At 45.3% G+C, this 24353-nt stretch carries 17 protein-coding genes; 5 read left to right on the forward strand and 12 right to left on the reverse strand.

Going from position 1 to position 24353, the window contains the following annotated elements:
- Positions 1–78: 78 nt before the first annotated feature.
- The 9 genes from spoIIR to fni all read right to left on the reverse strand — a co-directional run bounded on the left by spoIIR (position 79) and on the right by fni (position 10344).
- The gene (gene spoIIR, locus MKX41_RS22770; RefSeq protein ID WP_340973239.1) at positions 79–834 is read right to left on the reverse strand and encodes a stage II sporulation protein R; all 756 of its coding nucleotides are present in this window, start codon (positions 832–834) and stop codon (positions 79–81) included.
- 83 nt (positions 835–917) lie between these two features.
- Entirely contained in the window at positions 918–2102 is a 1185-nt protein-coding gene (locus tag MKX41_RS22775; RefSeq protein ID WP_076285647.1) for an FtsW/RodA/SpoVE family cell cycle protein, read from the reverse strand.
- 199 nt (positions 2103–2301) lie between these two features.
- Positions 2302–3486 (reverse strand): FtsW/RodA/SpoVE family cell cycle protein, encoded by a 1185-nt coding sequence (locus MKX41_RS22780; protein WP_076285646.1) that lies wholly within the window; start codon positions 3484–3486, stop codon positions 2302–2304.
- A 140-nt stretch (positions 3487–3626) separates the two neighbouring features.
- Positions 3627–4625, reverse strand: coding sequence for a peptide chain release factor N(5)-glutamine methyltransferase (gene prmC, locus MKX41_RS22785; RefSeq protein WP_340973241.1), 999 nt, complete (start codon positions 4623–4625; stop codon positions 3627–3629).
- A complete protein-coding gene (prfA, locus tag MKX41_RS22790) occupies positions 4618–5691 on the reverse strand; it encodes a peptide chain release factor 1 (protein ID WP_042192496.1) in 1074 nt (357 codons plus the stop codon). Before prfA ends, prmC begins: the two co-directional genes overlap by 8 nt.
- A 235-nt stretch (positions 5692–5926) precedes the next feature.
- Positions 5927–7027, reverse strand: a complete 1101-nt coding sequence (gene ychF / locus MKX41_RS22795; protein WP_060625988.1) for a redox-regulated ATPase YchF — start codon at positions 7025–7027, stop codon at positions 5927–5929.
- 143 nt (positions 7028–7170) lie between these two features.
- The gene (locus MKX41_RS22800; RefSeq protein WP_340973243.1) at positions 7171–8523 is read right to left on the reverse strand and encodes a S41 family peptidase; all 1353 of its coding nucleotides are present in this window, start codon (positions 8521–8523) and stop codon (positions 7171–7173) included.
- Positions 8524–8691: 168 nt separating this feature from the next.
- A complete protein-coding gene (locus MKX41_RS22805; protein ID WP_340973244.1) occupies positions 8692–9165 on the reverse strand; it encodes a GNAT family N-acetyltransferase in 474 nt (157 codons plus the stop codon).
- Positions 9166–9204: 39 nt separating this feature from the next.
- Positions 9205–10344: a type 2 isopentenyl-diphosphate Delta-isomerase gene (gene fni / locus MKX41_RS22810; RefSeq protein ID WP_081951229.1), complete on the reverse strand. Its 1140-nt coding sequence runs from the start codon at positions 10342–10344 to the stop codon at positions 9205–9207.
- 187 nt (positions 10345–10531) lie between these two features.
- Between fni and MKX41_RS22815 the strand changes: the two genes are divergently transcribed.
- On the forward strand, positions 10532–12061 hold the full coding sequence (locus MKX41_RS22815; RefSeq protein WP_340973246.1) for a phospholipase D family protein: 1530 nt from the start codon (positions 10532–10534) through the stop codon (positions 12059–12061).
- A 57-nt stretch (positions 12062–12118) separates the two neighbouring features.
- On the opposite strand, the gene cls is transcribed toward MKX41_RS22815, so the two are convergent.
- Positions 12119–13627 (reverse strand): cardiolipin synthase, encoded by a 1509-nt coding sequence (cls, locus tag MKX41_RS22820; protein ID WP_340973247.1) that lies wholly within the window; start codon positions 13625–13627, stop codon positions 12119–12121.
- A 227-nt stretch (positions 13628–13854) separates the two neighbouring features.
- On the opposite strand from cls, the gene MKX41_RS22825 reads away from it, so the two are divergent.
- The 3 genes from MKX41_RS22825 (at position 13855) to MKX41_RS22835 (ending at position 18238) form a co-directional block, all read left to right on the forward strand.
- A complete protein-coding gene (locus tag MKX41_RS22825) occupies positions 13855–14772 on the forward strand; it encodes a TetR/AcrR family transcriptional regulator (RefSeq protein ID WP_340973248.1) in 918 nt (305 codons plus the stop codon).
- Between the two features lie 114 nt (positions 14773–14886).
- Positions 14887–18048 carry an efflux RND transporter permease subunit gene (locus MKX41_RS22830; RefSeq protein WP_340973249.1) on the forward strand — a complete coding sequence of 1054 codons (3162 nt, stop codon included), beginning with the start codon at positions 14887–14889 and terminating at the stop codon, positions 18046–18048.
- Positions 18041–18238 (forward strand): hypothetical protein, encoded by a 198-nt coding sequence (locus MKX41_RS22835; protein ID WP_340973251.1) that lies wholly within the window; start codon positions 18041–18043, stop codon positions 18236–18238. The genes MKX41_RS22830 and MKX41_RS22835 overlap by 8 nt, the downstream gene beginning before the upstream one ends.
- Before the next feature lie 383 nt (positions 18239–18621).
- Here the strand turns inward: MKX41_RS22835 and MKX41_RS22840 are convergent, their stop codons facing one another.
- Positions 18622–19314, reverse strand: a complete 693-nt coding sequence (locus MKX41_RS22840) for a TorD/DmsD family molecular chaperone (protein ID WP_042192508.1) — start codon at positions 19312–19314, stop codon at positions 18622–18624.
- A gap of 415 nt (positions 19315–19729) precedes the next feature.
- Here MKX41_RS22840 and moaA point away from each other — a divergent pair, with 415 nt between their 5' ends.
- Positions 19730–20731: a GTP 3',8-cyclase MoaA gene (gene moaA / locus MKX41_RS22845; protein WP_340973253.1), complete on the forward strand. Its 1002-nt coding sequence runs from the start codon at positions 19730–19732 to the stop codon at positions 20729–20731.
- Between the two features lie 91 nt (positions 20732–20822).
- Here the strand turns inward: moaA and MKX41_RS22850 are convergent, their stop codons facing one another.
- Positions 20823–24245, reverse strand: coding sequence for an S-layer homology domain-containing protein (locus MKX41_RS22850; RefSeq protein ID WP_340973254.1), 3423 nt, complete (start codon positions 24243–24245; stop codon positions 20823–20825).
- Positions 24246–24353: the final 108 nt, after the last annotated feature.

A 24353-nucleotide genomic window follows, 5' to 3' on the forward strand; every position in this document is an offset into this window, starting at 1 on the left:
ATCTGCTTATGAAATAGTAACATATCTAGATTCAAAACTATAGACCATTTCCACAAAACCAAAGGGCTAACATCAGCATTACGACCATAATCCGCTAATCCAGTTCCAAAGGTTTTGCAGCAGTTCCCAAACGAAGAACCGTACCTCTGGCTCTGCGGAATCCGCTGCCGCAACATCCTTCGCCGAAGAATCTGCTTGTACAGCTGTTCCTACTGCTGGTTGCGCCTTAACTCCGCTATCTGCCCCGGCAGCCGAGACGGTCTTCGCCCCTTTATTAGCAGCAGGCGCTGCTGCATCTCCGGAGCCCGCATCGATAAAGCACAGCGGCGGAAACAGTACACACCACCAGTTCTGACCCTTTCCTTCGCCCAACGTAACCCGCACAGCCTCGTATTCTCCGGCCGGATAGACTGTTCCACCGTATAATTTGGTCGGAAAAGGAACTACACCCAGCTCAACTTTATATGAATATTGAATGCCGCGTTTCTCTAGCTCCGATCCAACCAGTGTATTAAGCTCTGGAAGATGAGTTCTAATTAAAGCGCGTGCCTGCTCTAAACTCTGTGGGTCCTCAAGTGCAGTTACCCACTGGTTCATTTGCTCTACGATTGTATCGCGGATTTGCCGCTTCACTAGTTGATCTTGTGTTCCGTCCGAATTCGCCAGAATACGCAGCCGGATAGAATCCTGCGGAATCGATACTTCGGCTACTGCTGCATCGGTTTTTTGACCTTCCCAGGCCATGATAACGATCATAAAAAAACAAATTAAAATGGCAGTATACTTAAAAGTTACACGTAAGGAATCTCTTTTATCCATATGATTATCGTTCATTTGTCGCAGCCCCTCTCCTCTTAACTCTCATGCTAGTAGTATGTCCAGAGATGAGAGACTGCAAACCTATGAATCTATTAAATCTATAATTTTACAGCAAGCGCCTTAGGCAACTGCAAATCCTCCTCAACATCCCGACCATAAAGATGCACACTCATTACAATCCCCATGCAGGCCATATTAATTAAAAGAGATGTGCCTCCATAACTGATGAACGGAAGTGTAATTCCCGTAAGCGGCATTAGGCCGATAAAAGCTCCAATATTCTCTAAGATTTGATATAGCAGCATTGCCGTAATTCCAATAATCAAAAACGGGCCACTACGCTCCCTACTCTCTAGAGCAATCAGTATCATCCGGTGAAGAAGAATAAAAAAGAGTAATAACAGCAGCGCTGAACCTACGAACCCAAACTCCTCCGCAACCTGTACGAATATGGCATCCGAATAGGTATATGGAACACGGTTACTCTGCACAGAGCTTCCTTGCATGTACCCCTCGCCGCTCATCCCTCCGGAGGCAATAGCCACTTTAGCATTTTTCGTGTGATAGCTTGCATCATCTGACGCCAAATCAGGTACGAGCCAAGGATCAAAACGATCCACTAAATGCTTCCTGCCAAGGGTCTCCTCAAAAAAATATACCGCTTCATCATGATAGTGAATATAGCTCAGAATTCCTGCAAGACCCAATCCGCCAACGATTAGTAATCCGATGAGTGCATGTGAAATTTTGATATTCCCGATCCATAGAAGACCGATTAATATTACGATGTAGCTTAGCGCATTTCCGAGATCATTCTGTACAATAACTATGGCAAAAGGGAGCAATGTAAGAAGCGCCAGCGGAACGACTCCCTTCCAGAAGGTTAGCGTGGCTCCTTGTTTACGGACCAGTATGGACGCGAGTAAAAGAATCAATATCAACTTAAAAAGCTCCGCAGGTTGAAAGCTAAGTCCACCTATCTCTAGCCCTAATTGCGCACCGTTCTTTACCTTACCAAAAAAACTAACCGACACTAGGAGACCAATACCCAAGATGTAAATATAAAGAGCATATTTAACAAATATCCTATAGTCCACGAAGGTAAGCACAAAAAACGCTACAAACCCTACAATGTAGTATTTAAGCATTTGTAGATGGAACCCATCTAGTTTCTGAACTAATCTACCATTAGTCACGCTGTATATCGAAAGAATACTAATCACCATCAGCATAACTAGAACAATAAGAATCACGCTATCGATCTTCTTGAGCTTTTTAAGCATACGCAAACCCCTTACTCTATTAAGGTTCCAACCACCCTCACCTGAGGAAAGTCTCTCCTTTCTATTGTAGAGCATTCAAGGCCAGAATTCCAAATTTATGTAATACACCCGATATCAGAGATTCACATCCCAAAATAAAAAACCGCCAGTTCCCATCCTTAAAAGATGAGTTTCTGACGGTTATCTTTTGATTTAGTGATTAAACCTGTTTGGCGGCTGCATAAGGAGTAGGCTTAGGCAAATCTTCCTCTACATCTCGACCATGCAGACGCACGCTCATTACCAGCCCAATGCTGGCCATGTTAATAAGCAGGGAGGTACCTCCGAAGCTGATGAATGGCAATGTGATACCTGTCAAAGGCATCAGACCAATAAACGCACCAATATTCTCAAAAATCTGATACAGCATCATCGCGACAATGCCGACGATCAGAAATGGACCTGCTCGATCTCTGGCTTCCAGCGCAATCAGAATCATTCGGTGAATCAGTATAAAATACAGTAGCAGCACAAATGCAGAACCGACAAAGCCAAATTCCTCGGCAATCTGCACAAAGATAGAGTCTGAATACGTATAAGGCACCCGATCCGTCTGAACAGAGCTACCGTTCATATAGCCTTCTCCACTCATCCCACCTGAGGCAATCGCAAGCTTGGCGTTTTTGGTATGATAAAGAGCTTTCGCTGTCGCTTTATCCGGAACAAGCCATGGGTCGAAACGTTCAATCCAGTGCGAACGGCCAATATCGTTAAGAAACGTTTTAATTTCGTCATGATAATGGATATAACTCATAATTCCGGCAATCGCAGAGCTTGCTACAATCACCAAAGCGATTAATGCGTGAGTGTACTTAATATTTCCAATCCACAACAGACCTGCAAGAATCACGATGTAAGACAAGGCATTCCCAAGGTCATTCTGTGTAAGGACAATAAGAAACGGAAATAAGGTTAATAGGCCGAGCGGCACAACATCCCGCCAAAACAAGAGTTTACTCTTATTCTTACGAACAAGCATCGCTGCCAGAAATAGAATCAATATTAGCTTGAATAGCTCGGCAGGCTGAAGGCTCAGTCCTCCAGGGAGGGACAACCAGCCTTGGGCATTATTCTTGGTCTCGCCCAAAAAGCTGACGAGTACCAGGATACCTATTCCAAACAAATAAATATATAGCGCGTATTTCACTAAAATTCTGTAATCTAAAAAGGTCATTCCAATAAAAGCAATAAAGCCAATTGCATAATACATCATCATACGGATATGATGTCCGTCCAGCTTTTCTCTTCCATGAGTCACACTATATATGGCGAAGATGCTGACAGTCATGAGCAATAACAGAACGACTACGATAGCACCATCAATTTTTTTAATCTTCTGAAGCACGTTCTGCCTCCCTACTCTAAATCTGGGCTTTCTTTTATGGTTCACCAAGAAGTCCGGTTAAATTCTATTGTAAAGGAAGTCAGGTTGAAAATACAATTTTACTCCCTGATCAACAGGAGTCCCCTGCACAGCATGCAGTATTATCGTGCTATACCTAGCACATGACGTGGAATTCCAGCCAGATCATTAATGGTGATGATCTCTTTCCAATGACCCGCCGCTTCCAGTAGCGCAGCCACCTGCTCGGCTTGTCCGAAGCCGAGTTCAAAACCAATCAGGCGCGGCGGTGCCGGGAGCAGCGCCAGCTGCCCCATCATGCGGCGGTACGGGTCCAGCCCGTCCGCTCCGCCATCCAGCGCAGTGCGCGGCTCATGGTCGCGCACCTCACGCTGCAGCCCGGCGATATCCTCGCCGGGAATGTACGGCGGGTTGGAGACGAGAATATCCGTCTCCATCCCCGCGAACGGCTCGAGCAGATCGCCGAGCCGAAAGTCCACGGCTGTGCCGGAGCGCATCGCATTGCGCTTCGCCACAGCTAGGGCCGCCGGCGAAATATCGCCGGCGCAGACCCGCCACGCCGGCGCTTCCGCCGCCAGCGTGACGGAAATCGCTCCGCTGCCGGCGCCGATATCGACGGCGGTCAGCGGCCGTACGGCGCGTCCACCTTCCGCGCCGCCCGCACGATCTTGCGCTGCTGCTAACGAAGCAGCGCCTTCTTCCTGCGCCGCTTCACTCGGCGCAACCATGCCGTCCGGCCAAAGCTCCGCGCCGTACCGCAAAATCGCCTCGACGAGCAGCTCCGTCTCCGGCCGTGGAATAAGCACATCAGGCGTCACTTCAAAAGGACGCCCGTAGAACTCTTGCTCGCCAATGATATATTGCACCGGCTCACCCTTACTCCGGCGGGTAACTCCCGCCTCCCACTGTTCCTTGACCGCAGCTGGAAAAGAATCCGCCAGTGCCATATAATACGCAGCCCCGGACAAGCCTAGCACATGCTCAAGCAGTAATTGCGCACTGCGTTGCGGTTCATTACAACCGCTCTGGCTCAAAAAAGAAGAAGCCTCCGCAAAGGCTTCCCGGATGCTTTTCACTTCCGACATGACAAATACGCCATCGTTCAAAGCATTATTATCCATTGTCCATACTATCCATCAAATCAGCTTGTTCAGCAATTGAAAGAGCCGAAATAATTTCAGTGATTTCTCCGTTCATAACCTGCTCCAGACGGTGCAGTGTCAAGCCAATGCGATGATCTGTAACCCGGCTCTGCGGGAAGTTATACGTCCGGATACGCTCACTACGATCACCCGTACCTACTTTGCTCTTCCGTTCACCAGCATACTTTGCTTCTTCTTCCTGCCGCTTCATATCGGAGATACGGGCACGAAGCACTTGAAGCGCCTTTTCCTTATTGGAGTTCTGTGACTTACCGTCCTGACAGGTAGCAACGATGCCCGTAGGTACATGGGTTACACGTACTGCAGACTTGGTCGTATTTACAGACTGTCCACCTGCACCACTTGAACAGAAGGTATCCACACGAATATCTTTATCATGGATTTCAATCTCAAATGCTTCAGCTTCCGGCATCACCGATACTGTAGAAGTAGAGGTATGAATACGTCCACCGGATTCAGTCGCTGGGATACGTTGTACGCGATGCGCACCACTTTCGTATTTCAACTTACTGTATGCACCGCGGCCGTTAATAAGGAAGATTACCTCTTTAAATCCACCAAGATCGCTCGCGTTGACATCCATTAGCTCCACGCGCCAGCCTTGTGAATCTGCAAACCGGGTGTACATCCGATAAAGGTCGGAAGCAAACAATGCAGCTTCATCTCCACCCGCTGCACCACGAATTTCGACGATTACGTTCTTATCATCATTCGGGTCTTTAGGCAGTAGCAATACACGGATTTGCTCTTCCAGCTCTACCTGACGTTTGGAAAGGTCGTCAATTTCCATCTTGACCATTTCCTTCATCTCATCATCAAGCTTTTCGCCTTGCATCTGCTTAGCAGCTTCAAGCTCTTCCATTACACTCTTATATTCAGTATACGCCTCAAATGCAGGCTGTAGGTCTGATTGTTCTTTGGAATAATCCCTCAGTTTCTTACTGTCGTTTGCAACATCCGGATCACAAAGCAGTTCACTGAGCTTCTCATAGCGGTCCGCCAGGGATTGCAATCGGTCCAACAAGGGAATTCACCTCTCCTAGTTCAATTTCAAATTCGCAAATAAAGCGATTAAAACATATGTCATAAAATTAGATATACGACTTTATATTATACCAAAGATATTGTGAAATGGCTACAGTTCTGTACGCGTAAATCCCTTAATAAATGTCTTATATTTTAAAAAAAGGATCATCCCAGCAGTAGATACCCTCTACCGACTGAGATGACCCTCTTATCATTAGTATGCTTCAGTCCTCTTAAACGTTGAAACGGAAATGCATAACGTCGCCGTCCTGCACCAAATACTCTTTACCTTCTAGACGCAGTTGACCACGTTCTTTGGCACCATTCATTGAGCCTGCTGCCAAAAGATCTGCGTAAGCCACTACCTCAGCACGGATAAATCCACGTTCAAAATCTGTGTGAATTACACCAGCAGCTCCGGGTGCTTTAGTTCCCTTACGAATGGTCCACGCACGAACTTCCTGAACGCCTGCCGTGAAATACGTATACAAGCCTAGAAGTTTGTAAGCCGCTTTGATCAAGCGGTTCAGACCAGATTCTTCTAGCCCAAGTTCTTCTAGGAACATCGCTTTATCTTCGCCCTCAAGCTCGGCAATTTCAGCTTCTACTTTAGCACTGATCGGAACAACTTCAGCACCTTCAGTTGCTGCAAATTCACGTACTTGCTGCACATAAGGATTATTCTCAGCACTTGCTACTTCTTCTTCACTTACATTCGCTGCATACAGCACAGGCTTCAATGTTAACAAATGAAGATCACGGATAATAACCTTCTCGTCATCGGACAATTCTATACTACGTGCAGGTTTATCTTCGTAGAGCACTTCTTTGACGCGTTCAAGCAGTTCAACTTCTTGAGCGTATTTCTTGTCGCCGCCTTTGATGTTCTTACGGGAACGCTCAATCCGCTTCTCAATGCTCTCAATGTCAGCAAGAATCAGTTCCAAATTAATGGTCTGAATGTCGCTGATCGGATTTACTTTTCCATCCACGTGGGTAACGTTCTCATCTTCAAAACAACGAACGACATGAACGATAGCGTCTACTTCGCGAATATGAGCTAGGAACTTGTTGCCTAGTCCCTCACCTTTACTCGCACCGCGCACAAGACCAGCGATATCAACAAATTCAAAAGCAGTAGGTACAGTCTTGTTAGGTTGTACCAGCTCAGTCAGTTTATCAAGACGTTCGTCCGGAACTTCAACGACACCAACGTTAGGGTCAATCGTGCAAAAAGGGTAGTTTGCGGATTCTGCTCCCGCTTGCGTTATTGCATTAAACAATGTGGATTTTCCTACGTTAGGAAGACCGACGATTCCCGCTTTCAAAGCCATTTATATGACAACTCCTATTTTCAGCTAAATTGATCATCCGAATAAGTAATACGATCTAAACCATTATATATTAGAACATATTCTCCAGCAACACCGGATGTCTTACAGTTGTGTCAATCCAGCCTTATCCAAGCGAACCCATTTCAATAGGATTTGGCAAGTTCCAATACTTTTTGCACCGCCGGCTGATCCAATAGGGGCTTAGAAGTATCTGGATCAACCTCCACATCAGGGACTGTCTTCACTTCCTCGTTGCAGCTTCCATCAGAGTTAAGTCCCATCTCAAAGGAAAATCTGAATACATAACCGCTATTAGGCAATGCAACGACAAGTGGATCCATCCCTAGTCCATCCCCACCTGTTCTGCCACCAACAACCGTTGCAAACCCGGTGCCTTTTGCAAAGGCTGCAAGACCTTCCGCTGATGAATACACAGAGCTATCTACCAGCAAATAGATCTTTCCTTTAAAACCAACGGATTCTTGAGGAATTACTACATCTGTATTTTTACTATATGTCTTGAACATTTTTAATGCTTCCGATGGTAAATTAGGCAACTGTTCGTCTTTGATGTTGGTAATAGGCTGCTGCCCCCTTGTGATCTGACGTGCCTGCATAAAGGTCTCAGCATAGTTGCCTCTTGTATAAAGTAAGTATGTATTGTATTCGATAGGTTTATTGATCAGCAGAGGAGCAATATGAGCTCTCCAGTAATTACTGTTTCCTCCTCCATTTCCGCGGATATCTAGAATTAATGTCTTATAATCTTTAACTTCTATTAAAAAATCACGAATCTCCGAACTATCCATCTCCATGAGACTTCCGGCAAAGCTTCGCATGCCTAGATACGCTATTTGCTCTGGCTCTATAATAACCTTTTTTACATTCCCGGAAGTCTTTCCTGTCTGACTCCCTGCCTCACCACTATTCATATCGTTAACGATGCCATTAGAGCTTTGCTGCTCCGCTAAAGGTTTCTGGTTGTAACGAGCCAACACATTTGGCTGTTGAAACACGTTGATCCAAGGCTCATAACCAAAACCTGCCTGAACATAGGCGTTTAGAAACCATGGATATTCTTCCTTAGATAAAAAATTGGTATGCCCATTATTTAACCTGCTAAGTACGAATTTCATTCGTCTAAAAAACTCATCATCTGTCTTCACTGCTGCAATTTCATTACGGTACTCCTCTTTGTTCGCAAGCCAATCCTCTCCATTTAGACGCTTATTTACCTCTAGGAAAGGGTAGTTCTCCTCAATAATCTTCCACATATAATCAAAATCCTCTAATCTTTGTTCCACTGTCAATGGAGACAACGCCGCTTCTAGCTGTTCTTCCGCTACCTTTGAAGAGGCTACCGGCGCAACCGGACTTGCCTGAACTTGCCCCGACGCAGATTGCTTTTTCCCTGGCGAATCCCCACGGTTGCAACTAACCAGTAACAGTATTGCAGCTACAGATAAAGCCGCTGGTAATACAAACCTTGGTCTCACCTTAATCCCCCTTCCAATATTCCATATAGCTGAATCCATTTTCAGGAATTTATTTAATAATCATATTTTTCTATTCCTCCTAATTCAAATATATTTATCACAATTATTTACATTGGTTTTCTTAGAACAACACAAAAAAGACCTCCTTCGAGGTCTCCACGTTAAGTATTACAAATCTTTAGACATCGTAATGTCAGTTACGGTATATCCCATTTTTTTATACAGCTCAAATGCACGATTGTTCTGACCGAAGACATGTAACCCGATTTTGGTGACGTTCATCTCACGGGCTTCTTCATCAAGTGCGATCAGAGCCTGCTTGCCATAGCCTTTGCTCTGATACGGTTCAAAAATGTAAAAATCATAAATGAAAGCCTCTCGGCCGCTGCGACCTTCACTTACATTAAACCAGATATATCCCACCTGGCTATCACTACTTAGCTCTACTATAGAGTATAGATAAGCGCCATCTGTGTTCAATCCTTTGGGCAGTGACTGTGTTATAGCTTCCTCAGACAGCTTCATCGCGATTTCAGGGTCCCAAGCGCCGGCTTTAATCTTATCTTCAGCGTAATCACGAGTAGCTTGACCTAAGAAAAATTGAAAAGCAGACTCATCCATATGAACCAATTTAATCATCATCTTTTTTCACTTCCTCACTTCTATATTTACCATATACTTTTATTTACGTATTAAACGGGAAGTCCCACGTAAAGTTGCTAAATCGGGAGCTCCGATGCCGAACATTGCTATCTTAAGCTCCAGCTCTACCTGAGCCAGTGCAGCATCTAGCGCCTCTTCAGAATCTACTGCCGGTCCTAAAAGATTGCGTCCAAAGCCTGCTAAATCAGCACCGAGGGCCAATGCCTTCGCCGCATCCACACCATGCTTCAAGCCGCCGCTGCCAATCAATGCCCCCTTCGGGGAGACAGCACGTACCTCTGCAATGCAATCTGCGGTTGGAGTACCCCAGTCAGCGAAAGCTTCAGCCGCTGCGCGCCGTATAGGGTCTCTACTCCGAAACTTCTCGACCTGACTCCAGGATGTTCCACCTGCACCCGCTACATCAACAAAAGCTACCCCTGCATTATAAAGATGTGCTGCTGTATCACCGTCAATGCCCCAGCCGACTTCTTTTACACCTACAGGAACCTCAAGTGCACGGCATACTTTTGCTATCTGCGATAGTAAGGAAGCAAAGCCAGTATTCCCTTCCGGTTGGAAGACCTCTTGAAGACCATTGAGATGCAGTACAAGAAAATCCGCACCAGCAATATCCACAGCCCGGCGACACTCCTCAATCCCGAAACCATAGGACAGCTGTACGGCGCCAATATTAGCGATAACCGGTATATCAGGTGCTTTGTCCCGTACATAAAAGGTTTCGGTTAGCTCAGAGCGCTCCACCGCCGCTCGCACAGAACCAACCCCCAGCGCCCATCCACGACGCTGTGCTGCCTCTGCTAGTCGGGCATTGATGGCTCCTGTAGCTGCACTGCCGCCTGTCATCGAGCTGATCAGCAGCGGTGTACGCAGTTCACGTTCCAGGAACGTGGTCTGCAATGATATATCATCGAAATTCAGCTCTGGAAGAGCATTATGCCGAAATCGGTAATGTTCAAACCCCGTAGTCACACCGACGCCACCGACTTCTTCATTTAGACAAAGGCGTACATGCTCTATTTTGCGTTCACCTGTCCTTGATGCAGGCAATAAAGAATTCTTGTCTGAAACCTCTACAATTGGTAGGCCATTGCCATGATCCGCGCCAGACTGCCTATTCGCATCATATGGTACGGCCTCTTCTGGCGTATGATTCATGCTCCGTTCCTCCTATTCCTAAACTGTACTTATTATAACATATCCCTCCAGATGAATTTACAATATGAAGTGAGTGAAATACGAGGGATGCTTCATTTCTACCCACTAGGTGTTAATAGGTTGGTACACGCCGGAGCATAATAATTATAAAGGAAGTGCTCTGCAATACTTTCAGGAGGAACTTCCGATGAGATCAGATCGTGAACAACCCGTTCAGCCCCAAGTGATACAAGATAGAACCCATGCTTTTGCTCCAAAGAAACGCACCTCTTCACGACGCCGCAAACGAGTGATATGGGCTTGCGTCATTCTAATTCTCTGGTTAATCGGCGTCATGATATACCAGACACATAAACCTCTACCCGTTGGGATTTCCTATGAAAGTCCCATATACAAAGTGAATAATATATCCTTCTGGCATGACCTAACCTATCCAGACGGTACGGACACAGGTAAGCAGGAGAGTGAAATTCTTCCGAGAATGCTACATATTATCGAGGAGTCAAGGGAGTTCTTAGTCATCGACTTGTTCCTGTTCAATGATTATACCCATAAAGATCAGTCATTCCCTCCAGTCAGTCGAATGCTGACAGATAAATTAATCTCACAAAAGCAAACCTATCCCGAAATGGAGATTGTCTTCATCACCGATGAGGTCAATACCAATTACAACTCAGCGCCCAATCATCTTCTGGAAGAAATGAAGGCCGTGGGGATCCGAGTCATCATGACCGATGTTAATGCGCTGCGAGATTCTACACCTGCCTATTCAGCCGTCTGGCGCACCTTCATTCAATGGTTCGGACAATCCGGTAAGGGCTTTATCCCCAATCTTATGGCCAGTGGTGGACCGGATATTACCGCTAGATCTTATCTAAAGCTGCTGAATGTGAAGGCGAACCATCGCAAAGTAATTGTCAGTGAGAACACTGCACTAATTTCCTCTGGAAATGTTCACGATGCCAGCGCCTACCACTCCAATATTGCTTTGGAGGTACAAGGTCCAATTATTGCCGATATTCTCCAGACCGAGCAGGCGGCAGCCAATCTTTCAGATGCAGGTCCATTGCTACTTCATAAGCCCAATTTCACCCAAGAAAAGAACCTACCATCAGCGGAAGCTCTAGAAGTTCGCTATTTAACAGAAGGAAAGGTATACAAATATGCGCTGCAAGGCATTAGGTTCGCCCGGAAGGGGGATACCGTATGGATGGGGATGTTTTATCTTGCTGATGATGCCATTCTGGATGCGTTGGTAGAGGCTACATCACGCGGGGCTAAGGTAAACCTAATCCTGGATCCAAATCAGAACGCCTTCGGGCGTGATAAAATCGGGATCCCCAACCGTCCAGTTGCCATGGATCTGAACAAACGCACGAACGGTGAAATCTCTATTCGTTGGTACAATACAACCAAAGAGCAATATCATCCAAAGCTGCTCTTTATCGCCAAACAAACCGGCAGCTCCATCGTTCTTGGCGGTTCCACCAATTTCACCACTCGCAATCTAGATGACTACAATCTAGAGAATGATCTGTGGATTTCTATGAAGCGAGATCAGCCTCTGTTCAAAGATATGGAAGCCTACTTTTATCGGCTATGGAATAACGAGGGTCATACGTTCACTTTACCTTTTGAGGCCTATCAGAGCGATGTGACCTGGTTCAAGTACATCCTGTTCCGGCTGCAGACTAACCTGGGCTTTACTACTTTTTAAACAAAAACCACCGCAGAGAAGGCAGCACCCTCCGCGGTGGTTTAATCTGTAATGAAGTTATAGCAGTGGAGACATTAATCTGGCGGCAGATTCCAGTATACGTACCACCATGCGTTTATTCATAAAGGTCTCATGCACAATCTGAGTGGTGGACAATAAATCGCGTTCAAAATCAGCAACGATTCGTGTAACACTCTCTGTCTGAAGAAGCAATGCGTTTACCTCAAAGTTAAGATGGAAGCTCCGCATGTCCATGTTTGCTGTACCAATAGTCGCTATTTCACCATCCACGATTAACAGCTTAGAGTGTATAAAGCCCTTCTCGTATTCATAAATCTTCACTCCAGCCTCCAGCAATGCCGGGAAATAAGAATGCGAAGCCAGAAACGGAATCCATTTATCTGGCTTAGCAGGGAATAACAAGCGAACATCTAAACCAGATATAGCCGCTACACGTATCGCAGTCAGGATATCCTCGTCCGGAATGAAATAAGGGCTGGCAATCCAAACTGATTTCTCAGCTGAGGTGATCATGGAGAAAAATATATTTTTGAGTGCACGGCGTTCATTGTCCGGCCCACTCGCTATGATCTGTACTGCTCCGTCCCCTGTCATAAAGTGTAGCTGTGGTGTTAGATAATCCTGCTCCAGTATTTTTTCACCCGTAGTATGCATCCAATCTTGCAAGAAGATGATTTGCATCGTCCGTACCGCTTCACCTCTAACTAACATATGGGTGTCACGCCAGAATCCATAAGTTTTGCTGCGGCTTAAATATTCATCCCCCACATTCAGTCCACCCATGAACCCGACATCACCGTCGATGACGACGATTTTTCGGTGATTCCGGTAATTAACCCGGCTAGAGAAAAAGGAGGTGGAATTACCGTACGATGCCACTTGTACTCCAGCATCAAGCAACTCTTTCAAAAAAGCTTTAGAAAGCTGAAAACTCCCCACAGCATCATACATAAATCGGACAGATACACCCGCACGCGCCTTTGCGATCAAAATCTGTTGAATACGCGTTCCAATGTGATCTGCACGGAAGATGTAATACTCCATATGTATATGGTGCTTCGCTTGTCGCAGCTCTAGCAGTAATGTTCCAAACGTCTCTTCACCATTGGTAAGGATGCGCGTCTCTGAAGCAAAGGAAATAGGAGTACGCGCTAGAGTCTTGGATAATAATAGTAGTTTTTGACGCGAGGGGTCAAAGACCGACCAATCTTGATGCGTACGCAAAGCGTCATTCTCAATCCGCTCATAGGCCATAAGATCTCTTTGTGCTTTTTTATCATATTTACGACGTTTAAATACATTCTGTCCAAATAGAAAATAAAAGACCAAACCGAGCACCGGGATCAACGCAAGCAAAAGAATCCATGACATCGTAGTAGAAGGATTACGGTTCTCCATAAAAATAGCTAAGCTAATTGAAACGACTGTCAGTGTGGAGAAAATACTAATAATTGTTCCAGCAGTACTCCCAAAAATACCAAAACCAAAATAATAAAATGCTATGAAAGCCCCAATAATAATTATAGATTGAAGTCCTCTTCTCATATTGTACCTACCTTCTTATTCATAAAAGCAACACCAAAATGACACATTTTATATATTACATGAAGAACCTATATCTTCCTAGACAATTACTGTGTAAAAATCTATTTACAACAAAACTGTAACCCTTCTGTTCTGAAATTTGTAATGACAAGATGGATCGAATATAATTATTTTGACCGATTAGTCAATTATAGAACTGGGTAGTCAGAAAGGAGGTTATCCCCCCAATGAGCGATAAAACTGTGGACAAGCAGGAACAGATTATTAAGATCGCCATGCAATTATTCGCTGTGAAAGGCTCCTCTTCCACGTCCATGCAAGAGATCGCCGAATTATGTGGAATTTCGAAGGGAAGCTTGTATCTAGTATTCAAATCCAAAGAAGAACTGGAACGCAGTATTTTTCTCTATTGTTACCGAATGATTCGTGATCCCTTATTACGTGAAGAGCAAGAAACCCAAAGAACACCGCGTGAGAAGCTTAGAAATCAAATAGAAATTCTACTGAGTCATGTGTACGAATTACGTGAGTTCTTACAGCGTCAGATTCAGGAAGTTGCCGGAAAAGGATTTGATACTGAGATACCGGAATGGCTGCGTAGAAACAATGCTTCCTTCTTGCGCTGGTTTCAGGTGAAGATGGAGACCCTTTATGGAAAAGACATCATCCCCTATACCGGAGATTTATGTATCGTAGGTCATGGACTAATCAAGTCATATATTGCGGTTATTTTTCGTCAGGATACCCACTTGTCCCTTGCCGTTATGGCTGATCATCTAATGAATCTGCTAGATATTATTGTAGCTGGTCTTCTTAAAAGTAAGCAGGCTCCTCTCATCAACTCTACCATTCTTGCAAGCTGGATGGAGGAGAATGAGGAGAGTAAGCGCAAGAATCCACTGCAGATCATTAAGGCCATGAAGACTGCGGTCAGTAAATTAGATAGTATAGAACCCGAAGAGTCAGCCGATTTGCTGGAATCACTCAACATTCTAGAAGGTGAAGTTCTCTTACCACACCCACGCAAAGCAATCATACAGGGGATGTTGTCCAACCTCCAATCCTGCTCAGAGCTCACTACACCATTGGAAGAATTGAGGAAGCTGGTTACCTCTTTTTCAAATCATTCATGCGTATTTCGTTAATTGCTCTATAAAGAGTTCATGAGAGAGAAGAACATGGATAGCGAGTATTATAAATTTTCAAAATGGCGCCCTATTTCGTAAAGAAAAGGCCCGAGAGGAGCAGAAACAACACTTATGAAAAGCTTAATTAATTTCTCGCTCAGGAACAAATTTGCCATTTGGCTTCTGACGATAATTATTGTATTTGCCGGTTTGTATAGCGGACTGACAATGAAGCAAGAAACCTTACCTAATATTAGTATACCCTATCTTAGCGTAACAACTATTTATCCGGGGGCTGCACCAGAAGGCGTCGTTAATGATGTCAGTAAACCGTTGGAGCAAAAGCTGCGCAATGTGGATGGTGTAAAGACAATCACCTCCACTTCTCTGGAGAATGCCTCCAGTATCCAAATCGAGTTTGATTATGGAACGAATCTGGATAATGCTACAGCAGCTGTTCGCGAAGCGCTGAATGAGGTCTCATTGCCAGACAATGTGCAAAAGCCTTCCATTTCACGTTTTAGCCTTAGCTCAATGCCTGTCGTCTCCCTTAGTTTATCGAATGGAGATTCAGAAGATCTCGAGGAACTAACCCGTATTGCCGAGAACGATATTCGCCCTGCCCTTGAAGATGTTGAGGGTGTTGCTTCTATTCAAATCTCTGGACAATACGTCAAAGAAGTTTCGCTTAAGTTCAATCAAGAGAAGCTCAAGCAATACGGACTGACCGAAGATACGGTTAAAGGGATCATTCAAGGCTCTTCCCTCCGTGTTCCACTAGGACTGTTCGAGATGGACAAAGCTCAAAAGGCAGTTGTCGTGGATGGCAACATCACCACCGTTGAAGATCTTAAAAATGTGACCATTCCAGTTATGCCAACTGGTGCAGCGAGCGCTGCTGGCGTTGGGGCTCCTGGAGCTGGCGCTGCCGATGCAGGTGCTGGAAGTGCTGCTGGTGCAGGCGCTGCTGGCGGAGCTGCAAATATGGGATTGCCAACCGTGAAGCTGGGAGAGCTTGCTACAATTGAGGTTGTTGGTAATTCTGAATCGATCTCCCGTACGAATGGTAAAGAATCGATCGGTATCCAGATTGTCAAAGCCAACGATGCCAACACTGTTGATGTCGTAAATGGTGTTAAGGACAAAACTGAAGAATTAAAAGCACAATATAAAGGCATTGACCTTACAGTTCTGCTTGACCAAGGTAAGCCCATTGAGGACTCCGTAAATACAATGTTGTCAAAAGCTGTATTTGGCGCCCTTTTCGCAGTAATTATCATTTTGGTCTTCCTGCGGAATATTCGTTCGACAATCATTTCTATCATCTCTATTCCTTTATCATTGCTGATCGCAGTGTTATGTCTGCGTCAAATGGACATTACGCTTAATATGATGACCCTTGGTGCGATGACCGTTGCCATCGGACGGGTAGTCGATGACTCGATTGTAGTCATAGAGAACATATACCGGCGACTCTCGTTATCTGGCGAGAAGCTAAAAGGCCGGGAATTAATCAGTGCAGCCACTCGTGAAATGTTCGTACCAATCATGTCCTCTACGATTGTAACCATCGCGGTATTCTTACCGCTTGCTCTAGTAAGTGGTATGGTTGGAGAGCTGTTCTTGCCTTTCGCTTTAACTATGGTCTTCGCCCTGCTCGCTTCGTTGGTAGTTGCGATTACCCTGGTTCCTGCAATGGCACACTCCCTGTTCCGCAACGGATTGAAAGGTAAGAAGACGCATAGTGAGAAACCAGACAGAATGTCTGCCGGTTACCAAAAGATTCTGAACTGGTGTCTTTCCCATAAACTCGTTACGTTCGGAGTAGCGGTTCTGCTCCTGGCGGGCAGCTTGTTCCTGATCAAGCCTATCGGCGTTAGCTTTATGCCTTCCCAAGAGGATAAAACGGTTATGCTAACCTACTCACCGAAGGCTGGACAAAGAACTGAAGAAGTTCAAGAACAAGGCCTGAAAGCTGAGAAATATATTTTAGCGCAGCAGCATGTAGATAAAATGCAATATTCCATTGGTGGCGGCGGCCCGATGGGTATGGGCGGATCCAGCAACTCAGGACTCTTTTTCATCGTTTACGATAGTAATACTCCTGATTTCGAAAATGTAAAAGAGAAGTTGATCGAAGGTTTAACCGCAGAAGTCCCAGATGGTGTGTGGGGCGATATGTCCGCGATGATGAGCGGAGGTATGGGTGGAAGCACGTTAACCGTGAATGTATTCGGAGACGAACTAGATCAAATTAAGCCGGTAGCGGATGAGATCGCCAAGATCGTACAGGCTGACACCACTAATTTCAAGGATGGCGAAACAAGTCTCAAAGAAGCTTACGATCAATATACGATTGTAGCGGATCAAGAAAAGCTTAGCTCCCTTGGACTTACAGCGGGACAAATTGCGATGAAGCTTGCTCCTGCAGGTACACGTCCAGTACTCACAGAAGTAGAAATGGACGGCAAGAACTACAAAGTCTATATCGAAACTGATAAAGAAACGTATAAGAGCATTAAAGAAATGGAAGAGGCTACATTGACTTCACCACTAGGCATTTCCGTGCCAATCGGGCAAGTCGCTAAAATTGAAAACGGCTCTTCCCCTGACTCGATTACTCGGATGGACGGTAAGATGAAGGTGGATGTCACTGCCGAGATTATTTCAAGTGACGTCAATAGTGCTTCAAACCTCGTGAAGGAAAAAATAGATGCTATGGAATTACCAGATGGCGTGACGGTTAGCTTCGGTGGTGTAACCGAGCAGATCAATGACACATTTGGTCAATTAGGTATTGCTATGGCGGCTGCTATTGCCATCGTATACTTCGTGCTTGTGGTTACGTTTGGCGGTGGATTAGCTCCATTTGCTATCCTGTTCTCACTTCCTTTCACCATTATCGGGGTACTCGTAGCCCTTCTGATCGCTGGGGAAACCTTAAACGTCTCCTCCCTCATGGGTGCGCTGATGTTGATTGGTATCGTAGTCACGAATGCCATTGTCCTCATCGACCGCGTTATTCATAAGGAAAAAGAAGGAATGACCACACGTCAAGCCTTGCTTGAAGCAGGCGGCACACGTTTACGTCCAATCCTGATGACTGCACTTGCAACGATTGGTGCATTGCTGCCACTGGTTACAGGACTTGAAAACAGTGCAGGGATCATCTCCAAGGGGCTAGGCGTTACCGTTATCGGCGGCTTGATCAGCTCCACGCTGCTGACACTTGTAGTAGTGCCAGTCGTGTATGAATTCCTGATGAAATTCCGCAGTAAAAAGGTAATTGACTAGAACACTTGATGCATATCAAGTAAACATGCTAAATGAAGAAGCTGTCTACAAAGTAGTGAATACTACTTATGGGGCAGCTTCTTTTTTATGGAATGGGCAAAGTAACCCAGTAGACTTTTGTAGGTGGGAGATGAGTGGTTGGACGGGCGGGGCATTGACGATAGGCGGTTGTGCGGTAGGCGGTGCATGATTTGCGATGGGTAGTTGTGCGGTGGACAGTAGGTCTAAACTAATTAGGGAAAAACTCCCTAAAAATTTCCGATAATCACTCTAAATGTACGAAATTAGGGAATTCCTCCCTAAAAAATAGCTAATTCACCTGATTTAGCGCCAAATCAGGTGAATTATAGGGAGGTTCTCCCTAATTACATGTCTTATGACCAATAATTTCAGAGTTTTAGGGAGAAATTCCCTAATTATTCTTCTAGAGCTTCACTTGGATCGTCATTTGGGACTTCACTCAGATCTTCATTTCATCGCTCCACTTAGAGCTTCAATTAAATCACTATTTACACTTCCACAGCAAGAAAAACCCGACCTAATTTATAGGCCGGGCTCTGCATAATAGTGTTGTTATACCATTGCTGTTGCACTGCTCTCCAGCGAAGCTCTCCAGGAACGCAGCATCTGCAGATCAAGGGGTAGAAACTCAGCGAGCATATGGGAAAGCCCCAAATACAACGTACTATTCGTTGCTGCATTTAACTTCTCACAAAACTGTGGAGTCCATTGCAGTAAATGATCTTCCAAAAAGGCTACCTGAATATCAAGTAGATCCATAGCACTTCTAATTGAGAAACTATTGTACAACATCCGCTCATGCATTACTGCCATAAATTCCAGCTCAATAGCAATATGATCATCAGCTTCACCATTACATTTGTTAAATACAATTCCTGCGGAAGTATACACATCAGCAAGCACGTTGCAGAAATCTTCAGAACGACCCAGAATAGCAGCTTCACGTAATTTAAAAGAGCTTACTGTCTGTTCGTGCATAAGCCGTTTATACTCTTGAGTCTCTTTCTCACATATATGGGGTAACTTATTCGGTTCCTGACTCAGATAGCGCTTCAGTTCCCGTCCGCCTTCCGTCATCTCTGCAGCAACACTCATCTTGCGATTGCGGCTCCACTGAGCCACAAGTGAGAGTGATGGTTTTCTACCCAAAAAATCCACTAAAAGCTGATATATTAATCCCCGACTTTCCAACCAATGGCTAAATGCCTCCGGCACGGCGAGCGATGGAACAGTTTGCATAGTCATTTTGCAAATCCTCCTCATTGGGTTTCCCGGTCACACACCGTCACAAGATCGACGTGCAATTTCCGGTATCCTTTCTGTTTTCGCAAAAGTGAACGTAAAAGTAATCCGCACCTAGATTATATCGGATATTAAAAACGCTTTCCGTGAGCATTCTATGACTAATCACTTCATTTGTCGTACTTTTGTCACATTTTCGCAAGTCTATTTCGGCTTCGTCATTCTATTTAGTTTGTCCATTATTATGCAATTAAATCACAACCCTCCTTATTCAAATAGGGGGAGTTTAACCCGTTCAATAGTTTGCTCATTGACGTACCCGCGAGCGATCTTTAAAATTCTAAACAAGTATAAACACCTTCGCCTCCTCTTAAGACGGGAAGCATTCAAAACACCAACAAATGAAGGGAGCAACGCTATGGAGCCGCTGACGGACCCTTTTGGACGTTTACATGACTACATCCGCATTTCGGTTACCGACCGCTGCAACCTGCGTTGCATTTATTGTATGCCAGCGGAAGGGATGGAATTCCAGCCGCAGGACGAGATTCTGAGCTATGAGGAAATCACCGCAGTTGTGGAATCGCTAGCACCACTTGGATTACGCAAGGTACGGCTAACAGGTGGAGAACCTCTTGTACGCAAAGACCTGGAGAAGCTATTAACTATGATATCCGCCATTCCGGGGATCGACGATATTTCACTGACTACGAACGGATTAATGCTTCCAGCTAAAGCAGCGCTGCTAAAAGAAGCCGGGTTGTCACGGGTGAATATCAGTCTGGACTCTTTACGGCAAGATCGCTTCTCTATGATTACACGCGGCGGTGAGGTCTCCAAGGTACTAAAGGGGATCGAGGCAGCACAAGCTGCCGGGCTGGAGCCGATCAAGCTTAACGTTGTATTGATGAAAGGGATTAATGATGACGAGATCAAAGACTTCATCTCCCTTACGTTGAACAGTCCACTAAATGTACGTTTTATTGAATATATGCCCATCGGAAGTGCTACTGATTCTTGGCGCCAATCCTATCTGCCGCTGGAAACTGTAATAGAAGCTTGTACTTCAGCTGGTTGGGAAACCGAGGAAGCTGAGATGCCATCTGGTAATGGCCCTTCCCAGAATCGGCGGGTTATTGGAGCGCAAGGAACGTTCGGATTAATCCATCCCGTAAGCGATCACTTTTGCGATAACTGCAATCGACTAAGACTAACAGCAGATGGCCATATCAAAGCTTGTCTGTATTGGGAAGATGAGTACAATGTCCGCCCCCTAATAAGCGATCCCGCAGCAGTGCAGGCCTTATTCCGCAAAGCTCTGGGTAACAAGCCACATAACCACGAAATGGCATTAGCCTTGGAGAAAAAAGCACAAAGCCACACGCCGACGGCTCGGCGTATGTCTCAAATTGGAGGCTAGTCTGTCTCATTAAAAACGCCGCTTTCCCCAAGCCATCTGGGAAAAGCGGCGTTTCATTTAGAAATTGAAGGATAGCCTTCGCCATCCACTATTATAGATATAGAGCCTCGAGCAGCTTGTAAAGCGTCGTTGCTGCCTCCGCTCTTGTAGCATTGTTCTCTGGTCTGAACGTGTTATCCTCGAATCCACCCAAAATACCCGCTTCAACCCCCGCTTTTACAGATGCCTGTGCCCATTGTGGAATGGAGGTAAGATCCGCGAAGTTCCCCTCTTCATCCGTTTGCTTATGAGCATTAGCCTTCAAAGCATTGGCGAGCATAACTGACATTTCTGCACGGGTAATCTTTTCTGAAGGCTCGAAGAACATTTTGCCGTTCACATCATATCCACGAAGGATTCCGGCATTTACCGCCGCTGCTACATCATCTGCAGCCCAAGCTGGAATCGCACTTTGATCCGTGAATTTCACTGTGCTACCTGTTGATTGCAAACCAAGTGCCCGTACAATCATAGAAGCGAACTGTGTCCGAGTAACATCCTCATTCGGACGGAAGGTATGATCCTCGTACCCTTTCATGACGCCCATACCGATTAGACGGTCTGTAAACGCCGTGGACCAATGAGTATTCAAATCGGTAATCAATGGGGCCTGATAATTAAACACAGCATATTGGGCAAGCTGATTTAAGCTTGCAGTTATAGTCCCACCCGTCTGACTCTGACCACCAACATAAATCCACTTTTTAAGCTGCTCGTTGTAATAGTAGATAGCTGCTTTATGCCCCGATGTAATCTTGGCCGCATCGTAATTGAGGGACAGTTCCACAGGCTTATTGAGCATGCCTGCCTTGTCACTAGTAAGCTCTACTGCTGCACTCACAGCCTGAAGAGCGCCCATTGCTGGTGTCTCATCAGCAGCAATAACCGAAAAGGCAATTTCGCTGTTACCAGACAACGCTCCAGCCGGAATCGTAAAGCTGCCCACATCTTTAAGTGTGCCCGTTCCTCCCTGCTGTGCTTTTACCTCCAATTCCACACGCGGAGTTGTAGAAGGCTGCTCTGTAGGAGATGGCGTCGCGGTAGGAGCTGGAGTTGCAACTGGTCCGTTGCCTCCTCCGTTATTATTCCCCCCTCCACTGCTAGTGCCCGCAGTTACAACTACTGTGCGTACAATCTCAGTAGCTGCATTGCCAGCCAAATCTGTCGCATTGTACTTCAGTGTATAGGTTCCTGGAGTCTGAACATCCACTGTTCCCGTCACCAGGATAGAGCCTGCAATCCCAACCTTGTCAGTAACGTCTGCGCCCGGGTCCTTGAAGTCATCCCCTTGGGTCAGACTAAGACGGCTATCCCCCTTCAGGGTAATCACAGGTGCTGTACGATCGATATTCACAGCAAGCGGCAATGTTGTCTTATTTTCTAAAGAATCCGTTGCCTTGAATTGCAGTTGATGTTGGCCTTCTTCCGAAATCTCAACCACTTTCCCACTTTCATAGGGCAGGAAATTTCCGTTTACATCAGTCGCTAATTGAATGGATACATCCGCACCAGGAATATATACGCTAGCATACACGCTTACCGAAACACTCTGATTCGTCCAGTCACCACTTAAATAAGCTTGTCCGTTCTCAGTCTTTAATGTGCTATGAAGCGCCAATGGGGTGATACTATCATCTCCGCTTAGCGTTACTTCAAAAGCCTTCGTTTCCGTAGCCAATCCCCGCTGAATTGTAGCTGTTAAGGTCAGCTTCGTATCCTTCTTAGGTTGGTAGATGATTTTACCTTCGTTCGTCATTAGAACCGGATTGGAGCTTTTCCACACAATACTTGTCCCGTGTTTGCCTTCGGTAGGCAACGTTAGATCAGAAGTTACTGCGCTTGTGTCTCCTAGATCTAATGCAGTCATAGTATCGTTAACTGCCTGCTGATCGCTGTACGACTCCACATCCACAAAAATCGGATTGGAATAAAACCACATATCACTATAATTACGGGCGTTGATTTCTTCGAAACGAGTTAAGTTATCGACAGTATTATTTTTCGGATCAATCTGCGGTTCACCGTTAACCGTTTCTCCCGCAACATCAGTTCCAAGGTTAGTCCCTCTTAACCGGAAATAACGATCCTTGTCCGCTGCCTCTACCTTATACTTAATGACATTGTAGCCTTCGGAATCTGTAGTCCAGTCCTCGCTTGTGAAGCGTTTCAACACTTTTGTTGTATCGTTAGTCGCTTTGGTGTAATCAGGTGTACCTGGATCAACCTTGCCATGGACTTCACCGGAGATCAAATCTACGTGGTCTACCTTAACGGCGTCGCCATTATTATTTTGCTGTGGACTTTTGAAACGGATCGTAAGCTCTAGGTCGTCCCCTTGTTTTACGTCCAGTTCTCCACCCATTTCTTCCTCTTGTCCATCTCCAGACACGTTAAACTCTAATACGTTGATGAGATCCCCAAAAACAGAGAATGATTTCCCTGACCGCATGCCATCTACGACAGCGTTAATATCGGAGCCATCCACCCAGGTATAGTTCTTGGAATACTCACCAGGCCAGTAACCGCTGGAAAATTGATCATTTTTTGTTTTGAAATGAAAATCTGAGTTAGCAAAATTCCAAAATCTGCGGCCCTCACCCAGCAGTGCGTCCCACATTCCTCCAAGCTGTGCAACCTTGACGTCTGTACCTCCGTAAGTCTCAGGCGTCTCTCCCCGGTCACTCGCCATCTGATTGCCCAGCATACCTTCAAAGCCGAAGACAAGATTCGGATTGATATTGTTAAAGTCACGGATATCCTCTATTTTAAGCTCCGAGCTTGTACCATTTTTTCTGGAGGGGTGATTGATCAGTACATAGCTATCTGGATAATGACTACTGAGCCATTTCATAGCTGTGCGAGTATCTTCTTTTGTAGAAAAAGCTCTGGTATCCGCCGCACTCCACTTAGCCACATCTGCCGGATCGAACATACTTACATCACGATTAGTAAATAAATATTCAAATTGATTAATAGCCTTCAAAGCTTCTGCGGACCCTGGATGATCTGTAACAATCCCAACTGCAGCATGATCGTATTGGGGCATATCCCACTCAAAGCCGGAAAAAATAATTTTTCCAGCATATTTGCCTTCTGCCTGTAACTTCTTAATTTTCTCATTCTGATAATCCACAATACCTTGAGACATCGGAATGGAGCCGCCAGGTAGATTCACCCCTTCGTCATCCCGGTCAGATACCCGAAGGTGATCTGCCAATGCCATCCAGTCAAAACCATTTTGTTCAAATGCAGCATCGAGCACACTTATCAATGACTCCTGAGCATCGTTCGATTCATACGTATGTGCATGGTATTCACCTGTCATCCATTTTCCTGAATGTTCAGAAGCAGTAGATGTGATATCAGGCGCTGATTCACCTGAAGCACCATAGACTGTCTGTAATGAAAAGTTGGGTGCTAACAATAATACGGCAAGCGAACTAGTTAGAAAAACGCGAATTTTGTTCTTCTTCAAAATGATTAATCCTCCGATGTCTTTTGGATTTTCGTAGATTCTATATTTAGAATAGTAGAAAATTGTAAAGACATGTCGGATTTTGTTGCATGTTTATGTAAATATTCA

The organism is Paenibacillus sp. FSL R5-0475 (assembly GCF_038004585.1).
GTDB lineage: Bacteria > Bacillota > Bacilli > Paenibacillales > Paenibacillaceae > Paenibacillus_AQ.

Excerpts from the sequence above, each read along its gene's own strand:
- MKX41_RS22775 (WP_076285647.1), bottom strand. The coding sequence starts at position 2,102 with ATGCTTAAAAAGCTCAAGAAGATCGATAGCGTGATTCTTATTGTTCTA.
- ychF (WP_060625988.1), bottom strand. The coding sequence starts at position 7,027 with ATGGCTTTGAAAGCGGGAATCGTCGGTCTTCCTAACGTAGGAAAATCC.
- prmC (WP_340973241.1), bottom strand. The coding sequence starts at position 4,625 with ATGGATAATAATGCTTTGAACGATGGCGTATTTGTCATGTCGGAAGTG.
- fni (WP_081951229.1), bottom strand. The coding sequence starts at position 10,344 with ATGAATCATACGCCAGAAGAGGCCGTACCATATGATGCGAATAGGCAG.
- MKX41_RS22815 (WP_340973246.1), top strand. The coding sequence starts at position 10,532 with ATGAGATCAGATCGTGAACAACCCGTTCAGCCCCAAGTGATACAAGAT.
- MKX41_RS22840 (WP_042192508.1), bottom strand. The coding sequence starts at position 19,314 with ATGACTATGCAAACTGTTCCATCGCTCGCCGTGCCGGAGGCATTTAGC.
- spoIIR (WP_340973239.1), bottom strand. The coding sequence starts at position 834 with ATGAACGATAATCATATGGATAAAAGAGATTCCTTACGTGTAACTTTT.
- MKX41_RS22830 (WP_340973249.1), top strand. The coding sequence starts at position 14,887 with ATGAAAAGCTTAATTAATTTCTCGCTCAGGAACAAATTTGCCATTTGG.
- MKX41_RS22825 (WP_340973248.1), top strand. The coding sequence starts at position 13,855 with ATGAGCGATAAAACTGTGGACAAGCAGGAACAGATTATTAAGATCGCC.
- MKX41_RS22805 (WP_340973244.1), bottom strand. The coding sequence starts at position 9,165 with ATGATGATTAAATTGGTTCATATGGATGAGTCTGCTTTTCAATTTTTC.
- moaA (WP_340973253.1), top strand. The coding sequence starts at position 19,730 with ATGGAGCCGCTGACGGACCCTTTTGGACGTTTACATGACTACATCCGC.
- cls (WP_340973247.1), bottom strand. The coding sequence starts at position 13,627 with ATGAGAAGAGGACTTCAATCTATAATTATTATTGGGGCTTTCATAGCA.